This is a genomic window from Paraburkholderia sp. RL18-101-BIB-B, assembly GCF_046026985.1.
GTDB lineage: Bacteria > Pseudomonadota > Gammaproteobacteria > Burkholderiales > Burkholderiaceae > Paraburkholderia.
In genome coordinates, this window is record NZ_JARESV010000018.1 from 139,426 (window position 1) to 156,038 (window position 16,613).

General features: G+C 62.4%; 15 protein-coding genes. 5 read left to right on the forward strand and 10 right to left on the reverse strand.

Annotation, left to right across the window (positions count from 1 at the left end; translation table 11 throughout):
• Window positions 1-15: 15 nt before the first annotated feature.
• From yjfF to P0D73_RS24735, 5 genes are all read right to left on the reverse strand, one after another.
• Complete coding sequence (gene yjfF, locus P0D73_RS24715; RefSeq protein WP_132382745.1) at window positions 16-1,113, reverse strand: galactofuranose ABC transporter, permease protein YjfF; 1,098 nt, start codon at window positions 1,111-1,113, stop codon at window positions 16-18.
• Window positions 1,110-2,141: an ABC transporter permease gene (locus P0D73_RS24720; protein ID WP_408433141.1), complete on the reverse strand. Its 1,032-nt coding sequence runs from the start codon at window positions 2,139-2,141 to the stop codon at window positions 1,110-1,112. The genes yjfF and P0D73_RS24720 overlap by 4 nt, the downstream gene beginning before the upstream one ends.
• Window positions 2,138-3,775 carry a sugar ABC transporter ATP-binding protein gene (locus P0D73_RS24725; protein ID WP_408433143.1) on the reverse strand — a complete coding sequence of 546 codons (1,638 nt, stop codon included), beginning with the start codon at window positions 3,773-3,775 and terminating at the stop codon, window positions 2,138-2,140. The genes P0D73_RS24720 and P0D73_RS24725 overlap by 4 nt, the downstream gene beginning before the upstream one ends.
• Before the next feature lie 215 nt (window positions 3,776-3,990).
• A complete protein-coding gene (locus P0D73_RS24730) occupies window positions 3,991-4,977 on the reverse strand; it encodes an ABC transporter substrate-binding protein (protein WP_132382739.1) in 987 nt (328 codons plus the stop codon).
• Window positions 4,978-5,326: 349 nt separating this feature from the next.
• Window positions 5,327-5,938 (reverse strand): alpha-ketoglutarate-dependent dioxygenase AlkB family protein, encoded by a 612-nt coding sequence (locus P0D73_RS24735; protein WP_408313975.1) that lies wholly within the window; start codon window positions 5,936-5,938, stop codon window positions 5,327-5,329.
• Window positions 5,939-6,092: 154 nt separating this feature from the next.
• On the opposite strand from P0D73_RS24735, the gene P0D73_RS24740 reads away from it, so the two are divergent.
• A complete protein-coding gene (locus P0D73_RS24740) occupies window positions 6,093-6,677 on the forward strand; it encodes a malonic semialdehyde reductase (protein ID WP_132382735.1) in 585 nt (194 codons plus the stop codon).
• Window positions 6,678-6,708: 31 nt separating this feature from the next.
• Here P0D73_RS24740 and P0D73_RS24745 read toward each other — a convergent pair whose 3' ends face one another.
• Entirely contained in the window at window positions 6,709-7,038 is a 330-nt protein-coding gene (locus tag P0D73_RS24745) for a hypothetical protein (RefSeq protein WP_132382733.1), read from the reverse strand.
• 390 nt (window positions 7,039-7,428) lie between these two features.
• On the opposite strand from P0D73_RS24745, the gene P0D73_RS24750 reads away from it, so the two are divergent.
• Window positions 7,429-8,592: a metallophosphoesterase gene (locus P0D73_RS24750; RefSeq protein WP_132382731.1), complete on the forward strand. Its 1,164-nt coding sequence runs from the start codon at window positions 7,429-7,431 to the stop codon at window positions 8,590-8,592.
• A 19-nt stretch (window positions 8,593-8,611) separates the two neighbouring features.
• Here P0D73_RS24750 and P0D73_RS24755 read toward each other — a convergent pair whose 3' ends face one another.
• On the reverse strand, window positions 8,612-9,136 hold the full coding sequence (locus P0D73_RS24755) for a hypothetical protein (protein ID WP_408433145.1): 525 nt from the start codon (window positions 9,134-9,136) through the stop codon (window positions 8,612-8,614).
• A gap of 658 nt (window positions 9,137-9,794) precedes the next feature.
• On the opposite strand from P0D73_RS24755, the gene P0D73_RS24760 reads away from it, so the two are divergent.
• A complete protein-coding gene (locus tag P0D73_RS24760; RefSeq protein WP_106311959.1) occupies window positions 9,795-10,502 on the forward strand; it encodes an MgtC/SapB family protein in 708 nt (235 codons plus the stop codon).
• A 161-nt stretch (window positions 10,503-10,663) separates the two neighbouring features.
• The gene (locus P0D73_RS24765; protein WP_134965407.1) at window positions 10,664-10,918 is read left to right on the forward strand and encodes a GlsB/YeaQ/YmgE family stress response membrane protein; all 255 of its coding nucleotides are present in this window, start codon (window positions 10,664-10,666) and stop codon (window positions 10,916-10,918) included.
• A 72-nt stretch (window positions 10,919-10,990) separates the two neighbouring features.
• Here the strand turns inward: P0D73_RS24765 and scpC are convergent, their stop codons facing one another.
• The 3 genes from scpC to P0D73_RS24780 all read right to left on the reverse strand — a co-directional run bounded on the left by scpC (window position 10,991) and on the right by P0D73_RS24780 (window position 15,247).
• On the reverse strand, window positions 10,991-12,505 hold the full coding sequence (gene scpC, locus P0D73_RS24770) for a succinyl-CoA:acetate CoA-transferase ScpC (protein WP_408433147.1): 1,515 nt from the start codon (window positions 12,503-12,505) through the stop codon (window positions 10,991-10,993).
• Window positions 12,506-12,694: 189 nt separating this feature from the next.
• A complete protein-coding gene (locus P0D73_RS24775) occupies window positions 12,695-12,910 on the reverse strand; it encodes a hypothetical protein (RefSeq protein ID WP_408178477.1) in 216 nt (71 codons plus the stop codon).
• 171 nt (window positions 12,911-13,081) lie between these two features.
• Window positions 13,082-15,247, reverse strand: coding sequence for an FUSC family protein (locus P0D73_RS24780; protein WP_408178478.1), 2,166 nt, complete (start codon window positions 15,245-15,247; stop codon window positions 13,082-13,084).
• A 203-nt stretch (window positions 15,248-15,450) separates the two neighbouring features.
• Between P0D73_RS24780 and P0D73_RS24785 the strand changes: the two genes are divergently transcribed.
• Window positions 15,451-16,446, forward strand: coding sequence for a LysR family transcriptional regulator (locus P0D73_RS24785; protein WP_408178479.1), 996 nt, complete (start codon window positions 15,451-15,453; stop codon window positions 16,444-16,446).
• The last annotated feature ends 167 nt before the right edge of the window (window positions 16,447-16,613 follow it).

Genomic DNA, 16,613 nt, shown 5'->3' on the forward strand with positions numbered 1-16,613 from the left:
CCGCAGCGCGCGTGTTCAAGCCTGCTCAGGCGCGCGTCCGATCACATGCGAATCCGACGCCGCCGATCCGTCCGCGTGCCCGCGTTCCCGTCCCGCGGTCACGACCGCGCCGGTGCCACCCGGACGCCCCACTGATTTGGCGTGACGCTCGATCAGCCGTTGCAACAGGCAGAACGCGCACAGCAAAGCGCCGATCACAATGCGGGTCCACCACGAACTGAGCGTGCCGTCGAACGTGATCAGCGCCTGGATCGTGCCGAGAATACCGACGCCGAACAGCGAGCCGATCACATAGCCGACGCCGCCCGTCAGCAGCGTGCCGCCGATCACCGTCGCGGCAATCGCGTCGAGCTCCATGCCCTGCCCTTGCAAACCGTAGCCCGACAACACATAGAACGTGAAGACCGCACCGCCGAGCGCCGAGCAGAAGCCGCTCAGTGCATACACGCCGATGCGTGTGTGCGCGACCGGCAAGCCCATCAGCAAAGCGGAGCGCGCGTTGCCGCCGATCGCGTAGACGTTGCGGCCGAAACGCGTGAAGTGCGCCACATAGATCGCCGCCAGCAGCGTGACGAACGCGATCAGCACATTCGCCGTCACCGAGCCGACGCCGATGTCGAGACGAAACGCCGAAATCTTCTGGAACGTCGGATCGGTGATGGTGATCGACTGCGTCGTGATCAGAAAGCACAAGCCGCGCGCGAAGAACATGCCGGCCAGCGTGACGATAAACGCCTGCAAGCGGAAGAAGTGAATCAACGCGCCCTGCACCGCGCCGAATACGGTGCCCATCAGCAGCACGATCGGCAGGATCACCCAGACCGGCCAATGCAGATGTTCCGACAGCACCGCCTCGACGATGGTCGTCAGCGCGACGACCGACCCCACCGACAGGTCGATGCCGCCGGACACGATCACGAACGTCATGCCGATCGCCACGATCAGCAGGAACGCGTTATCGACCAGCAGATCGAGGAGCACTTGCCACGAGAAGAACCCGGTGTACATCACCGAGCCGAATCCGAACAGCGCGCAGAACAGCAGGATCGTAACGGCAATCGGCAGCGTGCGCGGATCGACGATATGAGCCCAGGCTTCGAGGATGCGTCTCATCGCGCCACCCTCCGTTGCGTGACAAGCGATAGACCGAGCGCACGCGCCGACGGCGACTGGATCACGCTCACCGCAAGCACCACGGCCGCCTTGACGACGAGCGTGGCTTCCGGCGGCACACCGATCGAATACGTGGTGTAGGTCAGCGTCTGAATGATCAGCGCGCCCAGCACCGTGCCCGCGAGACTGAAGCGGCCGCCGAGCAGCGACGTGCCGCCGAGTGTCACCGCGAGGATCGCGTCGAGTTCGAGCAGCAGGCCGGCGTTGTTGCCGTCGGCGCTGCGCACGTTCGAGCTGATGAGAATGCCCGCCATCGCCGCGGTCAGTCCCGAGAAGCCGTACACCGCGAAGACGAGCACTTTGGATCGCAAGCCGACCAGACGCGTGGCGACCGGATTGACGCCGATCGCGCGAATGAACAGGCCGAGCGCCGTGCCTTCGACGAGCGCGGCGGTCGCCAGCACCGCCACCGTGGCGATCCACACCGAGCACGGCACGCCGAGCCAGTAGCCACCGCCCACGAACAGATAGCCCGGCGCGCCGATCGGAATGATCTGCCCCGCCGTCAGCAATTGCGCGATGCCGCGGCCGGCCACCATCAGGATCAAGGTGGCGATGATCGGCTGCATGCCGACGAAGGACACCAGCAAACCGTTCCACATGCCGCTCAGCACGCCGACGATCAACGCCGCGATCAGCGCCTGTGCGATCAGTCCACCAGTCGGCACCGGCTGCGTTGCCAGTATCGTGGCGGCGGCCGCGCCCGCGATCGCCACCACGGCGCCCACCGAAATGTCGATGCCGCGCGTCGCGATCACGAGTGTCATGCCGGTGGCGACAAGCACCAGCGGTGCAGCGCGATTCAGCACATCGATCGGCGCACCGAACAGATGGCCGTCGAGCATGCGCAGCGACAGAAAATGCGGATTGACCCACAGGTTCAGCCCGCATAACAACACCAACGTGACGCATGGCCAGATCAACGGCCGCTCGGCGCCGTCGCGCACGAACCAGTTCGATAGCTTCATTCGCCGCTCCCCGCGATGAGTCGATAGATGTTGTCTTCGTTCGACGCTTTGCCGGCCACTTCGGCGATCTTGCGACGGTCGCGCAACACCGCCACGCGATGGCTCACGCGCAGCACCTCGCTGATCTCCGACGAAATGAACAGGATGCTCAAGCCGCTCGCGCACAGCGCCAGCAGACGATCCATGATGTCGAACTTGGCCGCGACGTCGATGCCGCGTGTCGGCTCGTCGAGGATCAGCAGCTTGGGATCGGTGGCGAGCCAGCGCGCCAGCAGCGCTTTCTGCTGATTGCCGCCGGACAGCAGGCCGATCGGCTGTTCCGCATCCGCGGCCTTGATGCCGAGCCGCTCGATCCATAGATCAGCCAGTTCGCGCGCGCGTTGCCGGTTGATCTTGCGCCACCAGCCACGCCGCGCCTGCAACGCCAGCAGGATGTTCTCGCGGATCGACAGTTCGGCGACGATGCCTTCTTTCTTGCGGTCTTCCGCGCAATAGCCTATGCCGTGGCGCACCGCATCGCGCGGCGAACGCAGCCGCACGGGGCGGCCTTCCACCAGAATGGTGCCGCTGTCGGCGCGGTCGGCTCCGAACAACAGCCGCGCGGTTTCCGTGCGGCCCGAGCCGAGCAAACCGGCAAGGCCGAGGATCTGACCCGGCTGCACGTCGAGGTCGATCGGCTGCATGGTGCCGCGCCGTCCGACGCCGCGCAGTTCGATGAATGGCTGGACGGTCTGCGCGACTTGTTTTTCATGCGTGTCGTGTCCTTCGTGGGCGGCTTCACGCAAACGTGCGCTCATGCGCTCGTGGCCGACCATCTTCGATACCAGTTGATCGGCCGGCAGATCGCGCGCGAGATACTCGCCTTCGCGCTCGCCGTTGCGCATCACCGTAATGCGATCGGAGATGGCATACGTCTGCTCGATGAAATGCGTGACGAACAGAATCGCAATGCCCGATTGCTTAAGATGCCGAAGTATTTTGAAAAGCTGGCTGACTTCGCCGTCGTCGAGGCTCGAGGTCGGCTCGTCGAGAATCAGCACACGCGCGTCGACGGAAAGCGCCCTCGCGATGGCCACCATCTGCTGCACGGCGATCGGATAGGCATCGAGCGAACGGGTGACGTCGAGCGTCACGTCGAGGCGCGCCAGCGCGGCTTGAGCCCGTCGCTTGATGTCGGGCCAGTCGATTGCGCCAAAGCGTCTCGGTTGTCGGCCCGCGAAAATGTTCTCCGCTACCGAGAGATTCGGGCACAGGTTCACTTCCTGATACAGCGTGCGCACGCCGGCCGCTTCCGCTTCCTGCGGCGAGGCGAACGCCACGACCTCGCCACCGAGGCGAATCGTGCCGGCGTCCGGCGCGACGACGCCGGTGAGCACGTTGATCAAAGTGGATTTGCCCGCGCCGTTCTGCCCCATCAGCGTATGAATCTCGCCGGGGAACAGGCGGAAATCGACCCGCTGCAGCGCCTTCACACCCGGGAACGTCTTGCTGACGCCGGCGGTGGCGAGAATCGGTTCGACAGTGTTCGTGGTGCCGTCGGCATGGGTTGCCGCGGCGCCGGTGATTCCGGTGGCGGCTTGGGCGTTGCCGCTGCCGCCAGCCGGCGGATTCGGTTCGGAAGCGGGATGCGTCATAGGCCTCGCTCGATCGGCGGTGCGTGGTTCGGCGGCCTCCAGCAGCCTCCAGCCGGCATTGCGCGGAAAAGAGGCCGCCCGCTACCCAAGCAGACGGACGGCCAGGCACCACTGGAGAAACCTTTTTTCGTGTGTCGGTACTGCGCTTCCCTGTCGCGCGCTGTTCCGTGCGTCTATGTCCGCTTATTACAGTCAGGAAGCCTTATCAATTGCCGTCAATACTTGCGCGTCGGTAGTGTCTGCGCGGCGACGCTCATCGGGAAGACCGTCTCTTCCGTCAGGATACGCTTGGGCAGCGGCTTGCCGGCCACCACATCCTTCACCGCCGACATCAATTGCGGCCCGAGCAGCGGACTGCATTCCACATCGACGTTCATCTTGCCCGCGGCCATCGCCTGGAAGCCGCCCTTGGTCGCATCGAACGAAACGACGATGACGTCCTTGCCCGGATGCATGCCGGCCTCTTCCATCGCCTGGATGGCGCCGAGTGCCATATCGTCGTTATGCGCATAAACTACATTTATTTTATTTCCATATGTCTTTATAAACGCTTCCATGACCTGCTTGCCGCCGGCCAGCGTGAAGTCGCCACTTTGCGAGGCAATGATCTTGAATTTGGGATCGTTCTTGATCACTTCGAGAAGACCCGAGTGTCGGTCGTTGGCAGGCGCCGATCCGACCGTCCCCTGAAGTTCAGCGATGTTGACGGGGCCTTGGTCGTTTTTATAGTGATCCGCGAGCCAATGACCACCGCGCCGCCCTTCTTCCATGAAGTCCGAGCCGATCATCGTCACGTAGAGCGAGGTGTCTTTCACGTCGATGTTGCGATCGGTGAGAATCACCGGAATCTTCGCGGCTTTAGCCTCGCGTAGCACCGGTTCCCAGCCCGACTCGACGACCGGCGAAAACGCAATCACGTCGACTTTCTGCGCGATGTAGGAACGGATCGCCTTGATCTGGTTTTCCTGCTTCTGCTGCGCGTCGGAGAATTTGAGCTTGATCTTCGCCTCGGCCGCAGCGGACTTGACCGATTCGGTGTTGGCGGTTCGCCATGCGCTTTCCGCGCCGACTTGCGCAAAACCCAGCGTGATCTGTTTGTCCTGCGCGTAAGCGCCCGGCGTGGTCAGCGTCAGCGCACCAAAGCCCGCGCAGAGTGCGAGCGCGCCCAACGCACGACATGCGGCGCGTCGTGTATTCGCCATGACTGTCTCCTGATCGTTGTTGTGTAGGCGACCCATCGAATCCGCCCAGCCGTTGCGGCCCTCACGGTGCGTGGATCGTGATGTAGCGTAGTGTCTAGGGCGTTAACCGTCCAATCATATGATTCGCGTCGGCGATATCAATTTTGGTATAGCGGGCGGTGGCGGTTGTGGCGTGGACGTGGGATGAGGTGTTGACGTGGGTGGGGTGCGTTGGTTGGCTCGGCGATGCGCCTGGCGCTTTTTTATGCGCTTACGTGCTCGGCTGCTTGTTCGGCTTGTTCGGCTTGTTCGGGCTTGTCGGGCACGCTCGGCTATGCGGCGCCACCGCCGCCGCCCAACACGCGACCCATCAGCGGACACTCGCGCGCGGCGTCACCCACCGAAACGTCAGATTGATCCGCTCACCCGCCACGCGCGGCTCCTTCGGCACCCGATGCCGCCAATCCGCTTGCGTGTTGCCCTTCATCACCAGCAAGCTGCCGCCCTTCAGCGAAAAAGACTGCACGACGCCGGTCTTGTTATGCCGCAGATCGAACGTGCGTGCGACACCCAAGCTCACCGAGGCGATCACCGGCTGTGCGCCGAGTTCGGGCTCGCGGTCCGCATGCCAACCCATGCTGTCGGTGCCGCTGCGGTAGCGGTTGATCAGCACGCTATTAAAATGCGCGTTGCAAATAGACTCCACGGCGGACTTCAGCTCGGCGACGGTCGGCGTCCACGGTTGTGGCACGTTGCGAATACCCGAGTAGACATAGACGGCGTCAGGCTCGCCTTGCCACGCGGTCAGCCGCGGCAGCGGCACGCGGCCGGCGGGCGTGCCTATCATGTCCTGACGCCATTCGACTTCGTCGATGAGTTGCGTCAAGGCCCGTGCCGCCCTTTCAGGCGTCAGCCAGTCGGGATACCAGTCGACGTCGGGCGCCGGCAGAGCATCGGAAAAATCCGCAAAGAGATCCGTCATGAGATTGCCTGAGTACGATCGCGCGCTCAATGCGCGACCGGAAAGAACCTTGGCTATTATGGCGGCAACGACGGCGACGCTCCTACGCGCGGCTTGCGGTTTGATCCGGGCGCCGTCCTTTCCAATTCACACACAACCTTCAAGGAACAATCAAATGATTCTTTCCGACCAGGCGCTCGATCAGCTTTTCCGCGAAGCGCGCACGCATAACGGCTGGCAGCAAAAACCTGTCGACGACGCCGTGCTCAAACAACTCATCGAACTCGTGCTGCTCGGCCCGACCTCGGCCAATTCCAGCCCGGGCCGCTTTGTCTTCGTCAAAACGCAGGAGGGCAAGGAGAAGCTGCGCCCGGCTTTGTCGCCAGGCAATCTGGAGAAGACGATGGCAGCGCCGGTCACGGCGATCGTCGGGATGGACATGGAATTTTACGAGCACCTGCCGAAGCTGTTTCCGCACGCCGATGCGCGCAGCTGGTTTGCCGGTAACGACAAGGCGATCGCTGACACGGCATTTCGCAATTCGACGCTGCAAGGCGGCTACCTGATTCTCGCCGCCCGCGCGCTCGGCCTGGACACGGGTGCGATGTCGGGTTTCGACGCCGCCAAGGTCGACGAAGCGTTCTTTGCCGGCACGACCGTGAAGTCGAACTTCCTGATCAATCTGGGCTACGGCGACCCGTCGAAACTGTTCCCGCGCAGCCCGCGCTTCGCTTTCGACGAGGCCGCGCGGATCGTCTGATCCACGGCACCCGATCTGCTGTTGAGAGCGGTCAACTCAAGATCGCCACGTAGAACACTACGGCGCCGATCAACGCGCCAATGAAGCAGAAGCCCTCTTCGGCGTCGTCGCCGTTGGACCGAACCCAGGCCCCGACGACGCCGAACAATCCCGCGATACCCAGAGCGACACTGAGCATCACGACATAGAACAGCGCGCTTTTGCCCAACTCGGAAAAATCGATGTTGCGCACGCCGAAGTACACGCCGATCGCCATCACCGAAATGACGACGAGCGGCAGCATGACATGGCTGCCCTCGTGTCCGACGTGATGCGCATGGTGTGCGTGGCGGAACGGGTTGCCTGATCTGAGCAGCTTCATGTGCGCCTCCTGCTTCGCCTTCCGGCGGCGACAAAACGAACCTCTAAGCGGACTGCGACGGCTTCATTGTGGCCCTCGCCTTGGCTTTAATACAAGCCGGTTCTATTTGAGAATAGTCCACGCTCGGACACAATTCAAAGCCCATTTAATTCGACCGTATCAGCCAGCTGGACGGCCTGCATACAACAGCGTGGATTGCTGCAATGCAGGAACGTGCGAACACCTTCAGAGGTAGGCGGTCTGGCGTGCCGACATCGAATTTGGCGCCGCCGGCACGCGCTTGCACATCTGGGTAGAATGGATCGGCTCGTCGGCCATGGCATTGCCGCGGCCGACGAGCCGCCGCCGCTCCTCCGCTTGTGCCGGCCCCTTCCCGCCTTGATCTTCTCTATGCGCCGCTCATCGTTTCTTGTTCGCATCATCCTGATTGGCATCCTCCTGCACATTTACGTGGGCTTGCGTCTGATTCCCGACATGCCGATCGATACCACCGGCCGCTGGCTGTGCGCGTTGTGGCTCGTGCTGTCGATCTTTCTGATTCCGCTCGGCATGCTCGCGCGCACGATCAAACAACAACCGCTCGGCGACCGACTCGCATGGGTCGGCCTGCTGGCGATGGGCTTCTTCTCCTCGCTGCTGGTCCTGACTTTCGCGCGCGACCTCGTGCTCGCGTCGCTTCTGACCGTCGATGCAATCTGGCCGAACACCGTCGCCATCGCACACTGGCGAACCGGCTCAGCGGCGGCTGTGCCGTTGCTCGCGCTGCTCTCCACGCTCGTCGGCCTGTTCAACGCTCGCCGCCGCGCCAAGGTGGTGACGATCGAAGTGCCGATCGACGATTTGCCCGCCGCGCTCGACGGCTTCACGATCGTGCAGATCAGCGATATTCACGTCGGCCCGACCATCAAACGCCGCTATGTCGACGCAATCGTCGACGCGGTGAATCGCCTCAAGCCGGATCTGATCGCTGTCACCGGCGATATCGTCGATGGCAGCGTGCCGCAACTGACCAAACATACGCAGCCGCTGTCACGGTTGAGCGCGCGCCATGGCGCTTTTCTCGTTACCGGCAATCACGAGTATTACGCCGGCGCCAACGCCTGGATCGACGAATTCCGCCGCCTGGGACTGAACGTCCTGCTGAACGAGCACGTGATCGTGGATCACGACGGCGCACGCGCCGTGATTGCCGGCGTCACCGATTATTCAGCAGGCCATCACGACCCGGCGCACCGCAGCGATCCGGTCGCCGCGCTGGCCGGCGCACCTGGCGACGTGCTGATCAAGGTGCTGCTCGCCCATCAGCCGCGCTCAGCGGAAGCCGCAGCAGCAGCCGGTTTCACGCTGCAGCTATCCGGCCACACGCATGGCGGCCAGTTCTTCCCGTGGAATTTCTTCGTGCGCTTTCAGCAGCCGTTCACCGCCGGTCTCGCGCGGCTGAACGGACTCTGGGTGTACACGAGCCGCGGCACCGGCTACTGGGGACCGCCAAAGCGTCTCGGCGCACCTTCCGAAATCACGCGCTTGCGTCTCGTACCCGGCGAGCCCGATTAAGCTCCGACGAAGGCGCCCGTTACTGCGCGGGCGCCACGGCCACGCTGACTTGCGGCGCGAACGCCACCACAACTTGCATACCCGGCGTCACGCCGGTGATCTTCGCCGGATCGCGGCCCTGGATATGGAACACGGACCCATTCGGGCCTTTGAACGCCATGATGCCGGAAACATGGTCGATGGCCTCGACGTGAGCGGTTACGCGCTGAGCCGTGTTCGACTGGGCGATCTGAGCCGCCGCCGCTTGACCGTCCACACCCTGCGCGACGCTGATCACGGCATTGCGCATCATGCGGATGTGAACCCTGCCGCCTTGCTTGATCTGCGCAAGATTGCGCGTGTCGGTGATGTTGAACGACGCTTCGCCACCTTGTGCGTCGAGCACAGTGACCGAGTGGTTGGCCTGATCGACCGACTTCACGACGCCGTCCGCCTGCAGCGTGCTGCTGCCTTCAAACGGTGCCGGCAGACCTGCGGCCGACGACACGAGTGGAGCGGCAGCGATCAACGCGCCGGCGATGAAGCCAAGACCTTTATCTTTCATATAATCCTCAATTCGGATGGGCGGCGGAAACAACGACGTCGTGCGGATCGCGGCGCCGTCTGAACGATGCGAGAGCAAAAAACGCGGAATTGAGCGCCAAGGCCGTGCGACGTGTTCCGAGTGATGCAGACAGTGTGTTTTCCGGGATGAACATCGTCAATATTCGGAGTCCGTATTTATGTGGGAATAGCTCCCCTATCAGCTCAGAAACTTCCCCAAAGAAAGCGTGCAACTGATTCGCCGCCGCGCCTGATCACGACTTGACTTAACTTTGCAGAGGCGCCTAAAATCCGCCCAATTCATCTACTTGGAATCACGATCTTGGACAGTAGCTGTAGTACCCGCCGAGCTTCGATTCGCCCGATCGCCTGATCAGCAAGATTTCCGCGCCAGTCTTTACCTGTCGCCGTCTTGCCTTCGGGCCGGCGGTGCACGTCGTTGATACCCGCTTTCTACCAGCGAAATTGCCAGTGAAGTCGCAGTGAGGCGTCGCATGGCCTAACGCCGTGCCGACGTTGCTCGCCTTTCAGCGCTGCGAGTCTTCGTTCGCGCTGCGTTGCGCCGTGCCTGAACGCGCCCGCGTCCCATCGAGGCGGACGTATCGCTGTCACGCGTACGGTTCACACTGTGCGATTTCGCGCCTCAACCTTGCTTACCGATGACAATTGAATTCGTCTGGCGGCTTCTCGCTGCCTTCGCCTGTGGCGTCGCGATCGGCCTCGAACGGCAGATACGTCAGCGCAATGCAGGCCTGCGCACCATCACGCTGGTCGCGAGCGGCGCGTGCCTGTTCGTCACGCTCGGCGTACTGACCGGCAACGGCACGGCAGGCATCACCCAGATCGCCGCGTATGTGGTCTCCGGCGTCGGCTTTCTCGGCGGCGGCGTGATCATGCGCGACAAGGGTTCCATTCAGGGGATCAACACCGCGGCGACCTTGTGGTGCTCGGCCGCGGTGGGCGTTTTGTGCGGCGCCGGCCATTACGGCCCGGCGCTAGCCGGCACCCTGGTCGTGCTGTTGACCAATACCGTGCTGCGCGAAGTCAGCCGTACGATCAACGCGACGCCGGTATCGAACGCCGACCTCGTCCGCGAATACGTGTTGACAATCGTCTGTCGGGAAGCCGACGAGATTCACATTCGTACCGCCGTCTCCAACTCCATGTATTCGACGCCGCTGTCGTTTCAAAGCCTGACGAGCGAGGACGTCGAAAACGACCCAGGACGCATTCGCGTTACTGCAACGTTGAAGATGCATCCCAAGGATCAGTCGAAGCTCGAACAGATGGCCAGCCGCATCAGCATGGAAAAGAGCGTCTCCAGCGTCAGTTGGACGGCCAGAGAAGCGGAGCCGACGCCCGAGTAAGCGTAACGCGTAAGTCCCCCATCTGCGCGCGCATCGTCTACACTTGATCTGCAATAGATTCAGACAATGTTAATTCCGCGTCCTGAATATGGACTGTCCCATAACCATCGACTAAGCTCTGTCACCGTGAATTTTTCACACTCAACTAGGGAGTCTCGATTATGGAACACGGCATCATTGCATGGCTCATCATCGGCGCGATCGCTGGCTGGCTGGCAGGCGTGCTCGTCAAGGGCGGCGGCTTCGGCCTGATCGTCGACATCATCGTCGGGATTGTCGGCGCGTTCATCGGCGGCTGGCTCGCCGGTGTGCTGCATATTTCGCTGGGCGGCGGCTGGATCGGCTCGATCATCACGGCGGTGATCGGCGCGGTCATTCTATTGTTTCTTGTCCGGCTCGTCCGACGAGGCGCCTGAGCGTAGCATCTGATGTCTTACGGCGTCAGGGGCGAAGGCCACCTGACGCCGGCTTGAGCTGACTACCCGCGTTTAAAGCTTCGTCTCCACCGCCGGCAACATCGAGCCGGTATCACGCAGCCGCGTATGCCAGGCGAAAGCCTGATCCAACTGATGCGGCGTTTGCCCGCCTCCCTTCAATGCTTGCCCGTAGTAGTCGCGCAACAGATCGCGATACAGCGGATGCACGCAATTCTCGATGATCAGCGTGGCGCGTTCCCGCGGCGCGAGGCCGCGCAAATCGGCGAGCCCCTGCTCCGTCACGACCACGTCCACGTCGTGTTCGTTGTGATCGCAATGCGGCACCATCGGCACGATGCTCGAAATGCGGCCGCCCTTTGCCATCGACTTGGTCGCGAAGATCGCGCACGACGCGTTGCGCGCGAAGTCGCCCGAACCGCCGATGCCGTTCATCATGTGCGTGCCGCCCACGTGAGTCGAATTCACGTTGCCGTAGATGTCGAATTCGAGCGCGGTATTCAACGCGATCAGACCGAGCCGGCGAATCACTTCAGGATGGTTGCTGACTTCTTGCGGACGCAGCACGAGACGATCGCGATAGCGTTCGAGTTCGCCGAACACCTGCGCCTGGCGCGCGGCCGACAACGTAATCGACGCACCGGAGGCGAACGTCACCTTGCCGGCATCCAGCAGATCGAAGGTCGAATCCTGCAGCACTTCTGAATAAATTTCGAAGGCGTCGAAAGGCGAATCGACGAAACCGGCCAGCACGGCATTGGCAATCGTGCCGATGCCGGCTTGCAATGGCGGCAAGCGCTTCGGCATGCGTCCGCGCGATACTTCGTGCTGGAAAAACTCAATCAGATGACCTGCAATCGATTCAGTCTCGGCATCCGCCGGCAGCACCGTGGATGAACTGTCCGCCATATCGGTGATGACGATCGCCGCGATTTTTTCGAGCGGAATCTCGATGGCAGGCGTGCCGACCCGGTCTTGCGGGCGGACGATCGGCAGCGGCTCGCGGTTCGGCCTGCGGCCCGGAATCCAGATGTCGTGAAGTCCTTCGAGCGCGAGCGGCTGAGCAAGATTGATTTCGACGATGACCTTGTCGGCGAGAATCGCGAAGCTCGCCGAATTGCCGACCGACGTGGTCGGCACGATGCCGCCGGTCTCGGTGATCGCGGTGGCTTCGATAATGGCGATGTCGAGTTTGCCGAGCTGGTTCGCGCGCAGCATCTCGACCGTTTCAGACAGATGCTGATCGACGAACATGACTTCGCCGCGGTTGATGGCGTCGCGAAGCGTCTTGTCCACTTGAAACGGCAAGCGGCGAGCCAGCACGTGCGCCTCGGTGAGCGTGCGGTCCACATCGTGACCGAGCGATGCGCCGGTCATCAACGTAATGCGCAGCGGCTTGCCTTCCTGGCGCGCGCGCTCGGCAAGCGCAACGGGGACGGCTTTGGCATCGCCCGCGCGCGTGAAGCCGCTGGCGCCGACACACATGCCATCCTGAATCAGAAGCGCCGCCTCGGCGGCTGAAGTGATTTTTGCGCGCAACTCAGCGCAGCGAATCCGGTCTTGGTACATGAAACTGAGTCTCTCCATAGTCACCAGTCCAGTCTACTGGTGCACACGTCTATGGTGTGCTTCGCTCAGCAGCCGGATTGTCACACCCGCCGCGGCGTCACAAAGGACGGCGTCGCGGCCAGGTGCTGCGTCGCGTCGAACGTTCGCGACAGGTCTTGCACGTACTTCAGATATGACGCGTGGCGCTGTTCAGCTGCCGAAGTAGATGTTGCAGAAGCTCACGGGCCCAACGCACTCTTCAGCTTTGATCGCCGGTGTGGTGATGCGGCTTTGGCTTTCGGCGTTCTTCGCACGCTGTGTATTCGCTTGAGCGACCTGTTGTTCCGGGGCGGCCGGCGCCGTTTGTGCGTGAGCGACAACAGCGGACAAAGAGCAGGCAATCAGAGCAATCTTCAACACATTCATTTCGTTCTCCATGACTTACGGTGCTGCCCCGTAGGAAGCCCCGTTGGGGGACTGCGTGGCAGTGATGAAACTATATGGCTGCCTTTCCCGCGGATAAATGGGGCGGTCCGGAAGTGATCCTTCCATTCTGTAGAAGGATCGATGCACATAGTCGATCGTCGCGTGCATGGGTCAACGCGCATTGAACGGCGCGTCCTTGTCGAGCAACGCCGTGCGGATGAAGTGCAGGCAGCTCAGGATGCGCTGCAGGTCGTGACGCTTTTCGCGATCGGCATGAACCGTTTGCAGCACGTCCTGCGCGATCCACGTGGCCGCCCGCACGGACACCAGCGCGCGCTCCAGACCACGCGAGTCAGGTCGCTCGAAGAGCCGCGCGAGGTCATCGCGCATGTGCTCTATGGCGCTGGTCCAGCGTGGATGGAGTGCGTGCGCGTAGTCGGCGCGCGCCGCTTCGTTGCGTAGATCGATCACGGCGTGACCCACTTCGAGCGTCGCGAGCGTCCAGCGCAATGCATCGCGGCGGCGCCGGGAGCGTCGCGTCAACAGCATGCGCAACTGGGAAGTCAGATCGTGCGTACTCGACTGAAAGCGTTGATTGAGACCTAGCAATTCGTCCTTGCACGCGGACACGACCTGTGCCCGCAGATCGCCCATGATTTTCCCGATGAGCCAAGGCATGTCGGTCGGGAAAACGACCGCGAAGACAAGCGCTGCCAAGAGCATCGACGCGGTGAGCGCAATGCCGTTGTTGATCAGCAGATCCGGTGCGTAAGTGACGACGTTGTCGGGCCCGGCGAGCAAACAGAAGAACACTGAGAAACCGATCCCATATCCCGCCGCAAGCTTGCGCGTGGCGATGAATGCTCCGAGTGCGAGCACTGGCGCCAGCATCATGCATAGCAGCGGAAAGCCGTCGATGTTGGGATACACATAGCACGTGAACAGATAGCCGGTCATGGTCGCCAGTACGGCGCCGACGGCCATCTGCACGGCCATCTTCGACGGATTCGGCGCAGTCGACGTCAGCGCGCACGCCAGCGCCGCGCCGATCACCGCAAGGCCGCCGCTCGGCCAGTCCGTCGTGATCCAGAACCAGCCGGCGATTGCCATGACTACAGCCGAGCGGATAAACGTCAACGCGACGACAAAGGTGTTGGTTTTGCTGACGTAGCGGCTCGTGGTCCGTGGCTGGTTGCCCGCCTTGCGCTGCGTGAGCGTCGCGTAAGTCTGCGAGTAACGGATCCATTCGTCGACGAACCGGTACAGCAGTTCCGCCGCCGTATCGAAGTCCGCCAGCGATTCGGCGGGCGTGGCTTCCAGCGGCCGTCTCGTTTCACGCACACGCCGTGGCAAGCTCGCCTGAAAGTGTCGCAAACGGGCGGCCGTACGCGATGGGTCCCCTGTGACTTCGAGCGGTGGCGACATGAGCGCGGCCAGCTCGTGAAAATACGGTTTGATCGCCGCGACGACCGGCGCCGAGCCATTCACGCGCAGACGCTTGAGCAGTTGATGTAGTGCATGCAGTCGCGCGCAGGCATCCATGAACTCGCCGTTCAAACGGCCGAGATGCTGACTGCGTGAACGCATGGCCGGATCTTCGAAGGCGGCGAAAGTGCGCGTCGCCTCGAAACCGACGATCTCGTCGACGAGATCCGCAAAGCGCCGCTCGAATTGGCCCCGCTTGATGCTGCGAGCCAACACATCGGCAGCGAACGCAGTAAAATTTCCGTACCGAATCTGTAGCGCACGCCGCAGTGCAAGGCTGGATCGCTGCGGCACGATCAGCGCGCTCACCGCGCTCGAGGACACGATGCCGACCGCCACTTCCGCCGCGCGCGTGAGCGCCGCCAGAAACAGGTCGTGAGGCACCGTCACATTCGGGATGCCGATCAGCGCAGCGGTGTAACCCGCAAGCACAAAGCCGTACCATCTGAAATGCCGATACCGGACCGCTGCCGCAATGCAGGCGCTCACCCAGCCGATCATGCCGAGCATGTACAACTCGGGCTGCTGGACGAACAGCGCGCCGAGCACCAGCGCAGCGACCGTGCCCACCGCGGTCCCGAGAATCCGATAGAAACTCTTGGCGAGCACCATGCCGCTGAACGGCTGCATCAGCACGAACACCGTGGTCATCGCTATGCGCGGCTGAGGCAGATCCAGCAGCATCGCAATGCCGAGCGCCAACAGCCCCGCGGTGACCGTTTTGAACAGATGCAGCCAAACCAGACCGTCGCTGGTCGCCCAGTCCCGAACAGCCGGACTGAGCGTTTGCAACATGACGCCCCACTTCCGGCGGGAATCCGCCGTAGGTTCGATCGCATGTTCGCGTTTCATCTGGAAGCAAGGCGCCCCGGTTGGTCGCTGGAAAAAGCGCCGGTGAAGAAGACTGCTCGCACCGGCCACGCAAGGCGCCGATTGTAGGGGCATGCTGCGCGCGCATTAAGAGGACGGCCGCGGAACGTCCCTTCCAGAACGAACAACAATGCGCATCCGAGACAGGCGGACAATACGGCTTCAGCCGTGAAATAGAAGGATCGATGGATACGTTACAAAATATGCGAGTGTTCGTGCGCGTGGTCGAAGCCGGTAGTTTTACCGCCGCCGCGCAGTCGCTCAATTCGACGACCGGCGCGATGTCCCGTGCGGTCTCGGAACTCGAAGCTCATCTGCGGACGCGGTTGCTCAACCGTTCAACGCGACGGCTCGCGCTCACCACTGCAGGCGAGCGCTATCTGAAACGATGTCAACAGATACTTGCAGATGTCGACACAGCGGAAGAAGAAGCCAGCTGTGCGCACGAGCGCCCGAGCGGCGCGTTGCGGATGCACAGTTTTGCCAGCATCGGCCAGCATTACGTGCTGCCGGCCATCTCGCGCTATCGCGCGCTGTATCCGGAGGTGACGGTCGAGCTGACGCTGTCGCAGCGCATGCCTGATCTTTTCGAAGGCAGCGCAGACGTTGCGGTGATCGGTGCTTCCAGTTTGCCTAATTCGGAACTCGTATCGCTCCCGCTGGGGACGACCTTTAGCATTCTGTGCGCGTCGCCGGCGTATGTGCGCGCGCACGGCGCGCCGCAGCAGCCGGCCGATCTGGCGCACCATGAGTGTTTGATCCTGCACACGCCGGCGTTTCCGCCGCACGATTGGGTGCTCGATGGGCCGAATGGCAGCGAAATGATGGAAGTGAATGGGCCGGTGCACGTGAACATCGCCGAATCGATGATTGTCGCGATTCGCGAAGGGATGGGCATTGGCATGCTGCCGCTGTACGCGGCGATTTCCGGATTGCGTGATGGCACGTTAGTGCGCGTGTTGCCGGAGTATACGGCGCAGAAGATGAATATTTACGCGCTGTATCCGTCGCGTAAGTTCATCGACGCGAAGACGCGGACCTGGGTCGAGTTCCTGCGTACACATCTGCCGAAAGTCATTGCACGCGATGAGACCCTGCTTGCAGAAGTCGGCGAAGCGGGGATCGGCGATGGCGTGGTGCCTGCGGGCGCGAGCGGCGGTGGGGATGTCGCGACGCGGTAGGCGTCATAGTTGGAGTTGTTAGGGGCCGCTGGCTGCGGGTGGGTGCGGCGGCGGCGCTGTGCTCTCCTGTGCGGGTGTCTGCAAAGTGGAAAGGACCGTTTGCGGAGTGCGTTGCACACGATTGCTCAGTGCGGATCGCAAACCGGAGTCTTTGTTCGCCCCATTTT

What these genes read in the sequence shown, in the direction of transcription:
- P0D73_RS24720 (WP_408433141.1), bottom strand. Translation starts at nt 2,141, where the DNA reads ATGAAGCTATCGAACTGGTTCGTGCGCGACGGCGCCGAGCGGCCGTTG.
- P0D73_RS24765 (WP_134965407.1), top strand. Translation starts at nt 10,664, where the DNA reads ATGGAACACGGCATCATTGCATGGCTCATCATCGGCGCGATCGCTGGC.
- P0D73_RS24725 (WP_408433143.1), bottom strand. Translation starts at nt 3,775, where the DNA reads ATGACGCATCCCGCTTCCGAACCGAATCCGCCGGCTGGCGGCAGCGGC.
- P0D73_RS24735 (WP_408313975.1), bottom strand. Translation starts at nt 5,938, where the DNA reads ATGACGGATCTCTTTGCGGATTTTTCCGATGCTCTGCCGGCGCCCGAC.
- yjfF (WP_132382745.1), bottom strand. Translation starts at nt 1,113, where the DNA reads ATGAGACGCATCCTCGAAGCCTGGGCTCATATCGTCGATCCGCGCACG.
- P0D73_RS24730 (WP_132382739.1), bottom strand. Translation starts at nt 4,977, where the DNA reads ATGGCGAATACACGACGCGCCGCATGTCGTGCGTTGGGCGCGCTCGCA.
- scpC (WP_408433147.1), bottom strand. Translation starts at nt 12,505, where the DNA reads ATGTACCAAGACCGGATTCGCTGCGCTGAGTTGCGCGCAAAAATCACT.
- P0D73_RS24750 (WP_132382731.1), top strand. Translation starts at nt 7,429, where the DNA reads ATGCGCCGCTCATCGTTTCTTGTTCGCATCATCCTGATTGGCATCCTC.
- P0D73_RS24740 (WP_132382735.1), top strand. Translation starts at nt 6,093, where the DNA reads ATGATTCTTTCCGACCAGGCGCTCGATCAGCTTTTCCGCGAAGCGCGC.
- P0D73_RS24755 (WP_408433145.1), bottom strand. Translation starts at nt 9,136, where the DNA reads ATGAAAGATAAAGGTCTTGGCTTCATCGCCGGCGCGTTGATCGCTGCC.
- P0D73_RS24785 (WP_408178479.1), top strand. Translation starts at nt 15,451, where the DNA reads ATGGATACGTTACAAAATATGCGAGTGTTCGTGCGCGTGGTCGAAGCC.
- P0D73_RS24745 (WP_132382733.1), bottom strand. Translation starts at nt 7,038, where the DNA reads ATGAAGCTGCTCAGATCAGGCAACCCGTTCCGCCACGCACACCATGCG.
- P0D73_RS24780 (WP_408178478.1), bottom strand. Translation starts at nt 15,247, where the DNA reads ATGAAACGCGAACATGCGATCGAACCTACGGCGGATTCCCGCCGGAAG.
- P0D73_RS24775 (WP_408178477.1), bottom strand. Translation starts at nt 12,910, where the DNA reads ATGAATGTGTTGAAGATTGCTCTGATTGCCTGCTCTTTGTCCGCTGTT.
- P0D73_RS24760 (WP_106311959.1), top strand. Translation starts at nt 9,795, where the DNA reads ATGACAATTGAATTCGTCTGGCGGCTTCTCGCTGCCTTCGCCTGTGGC.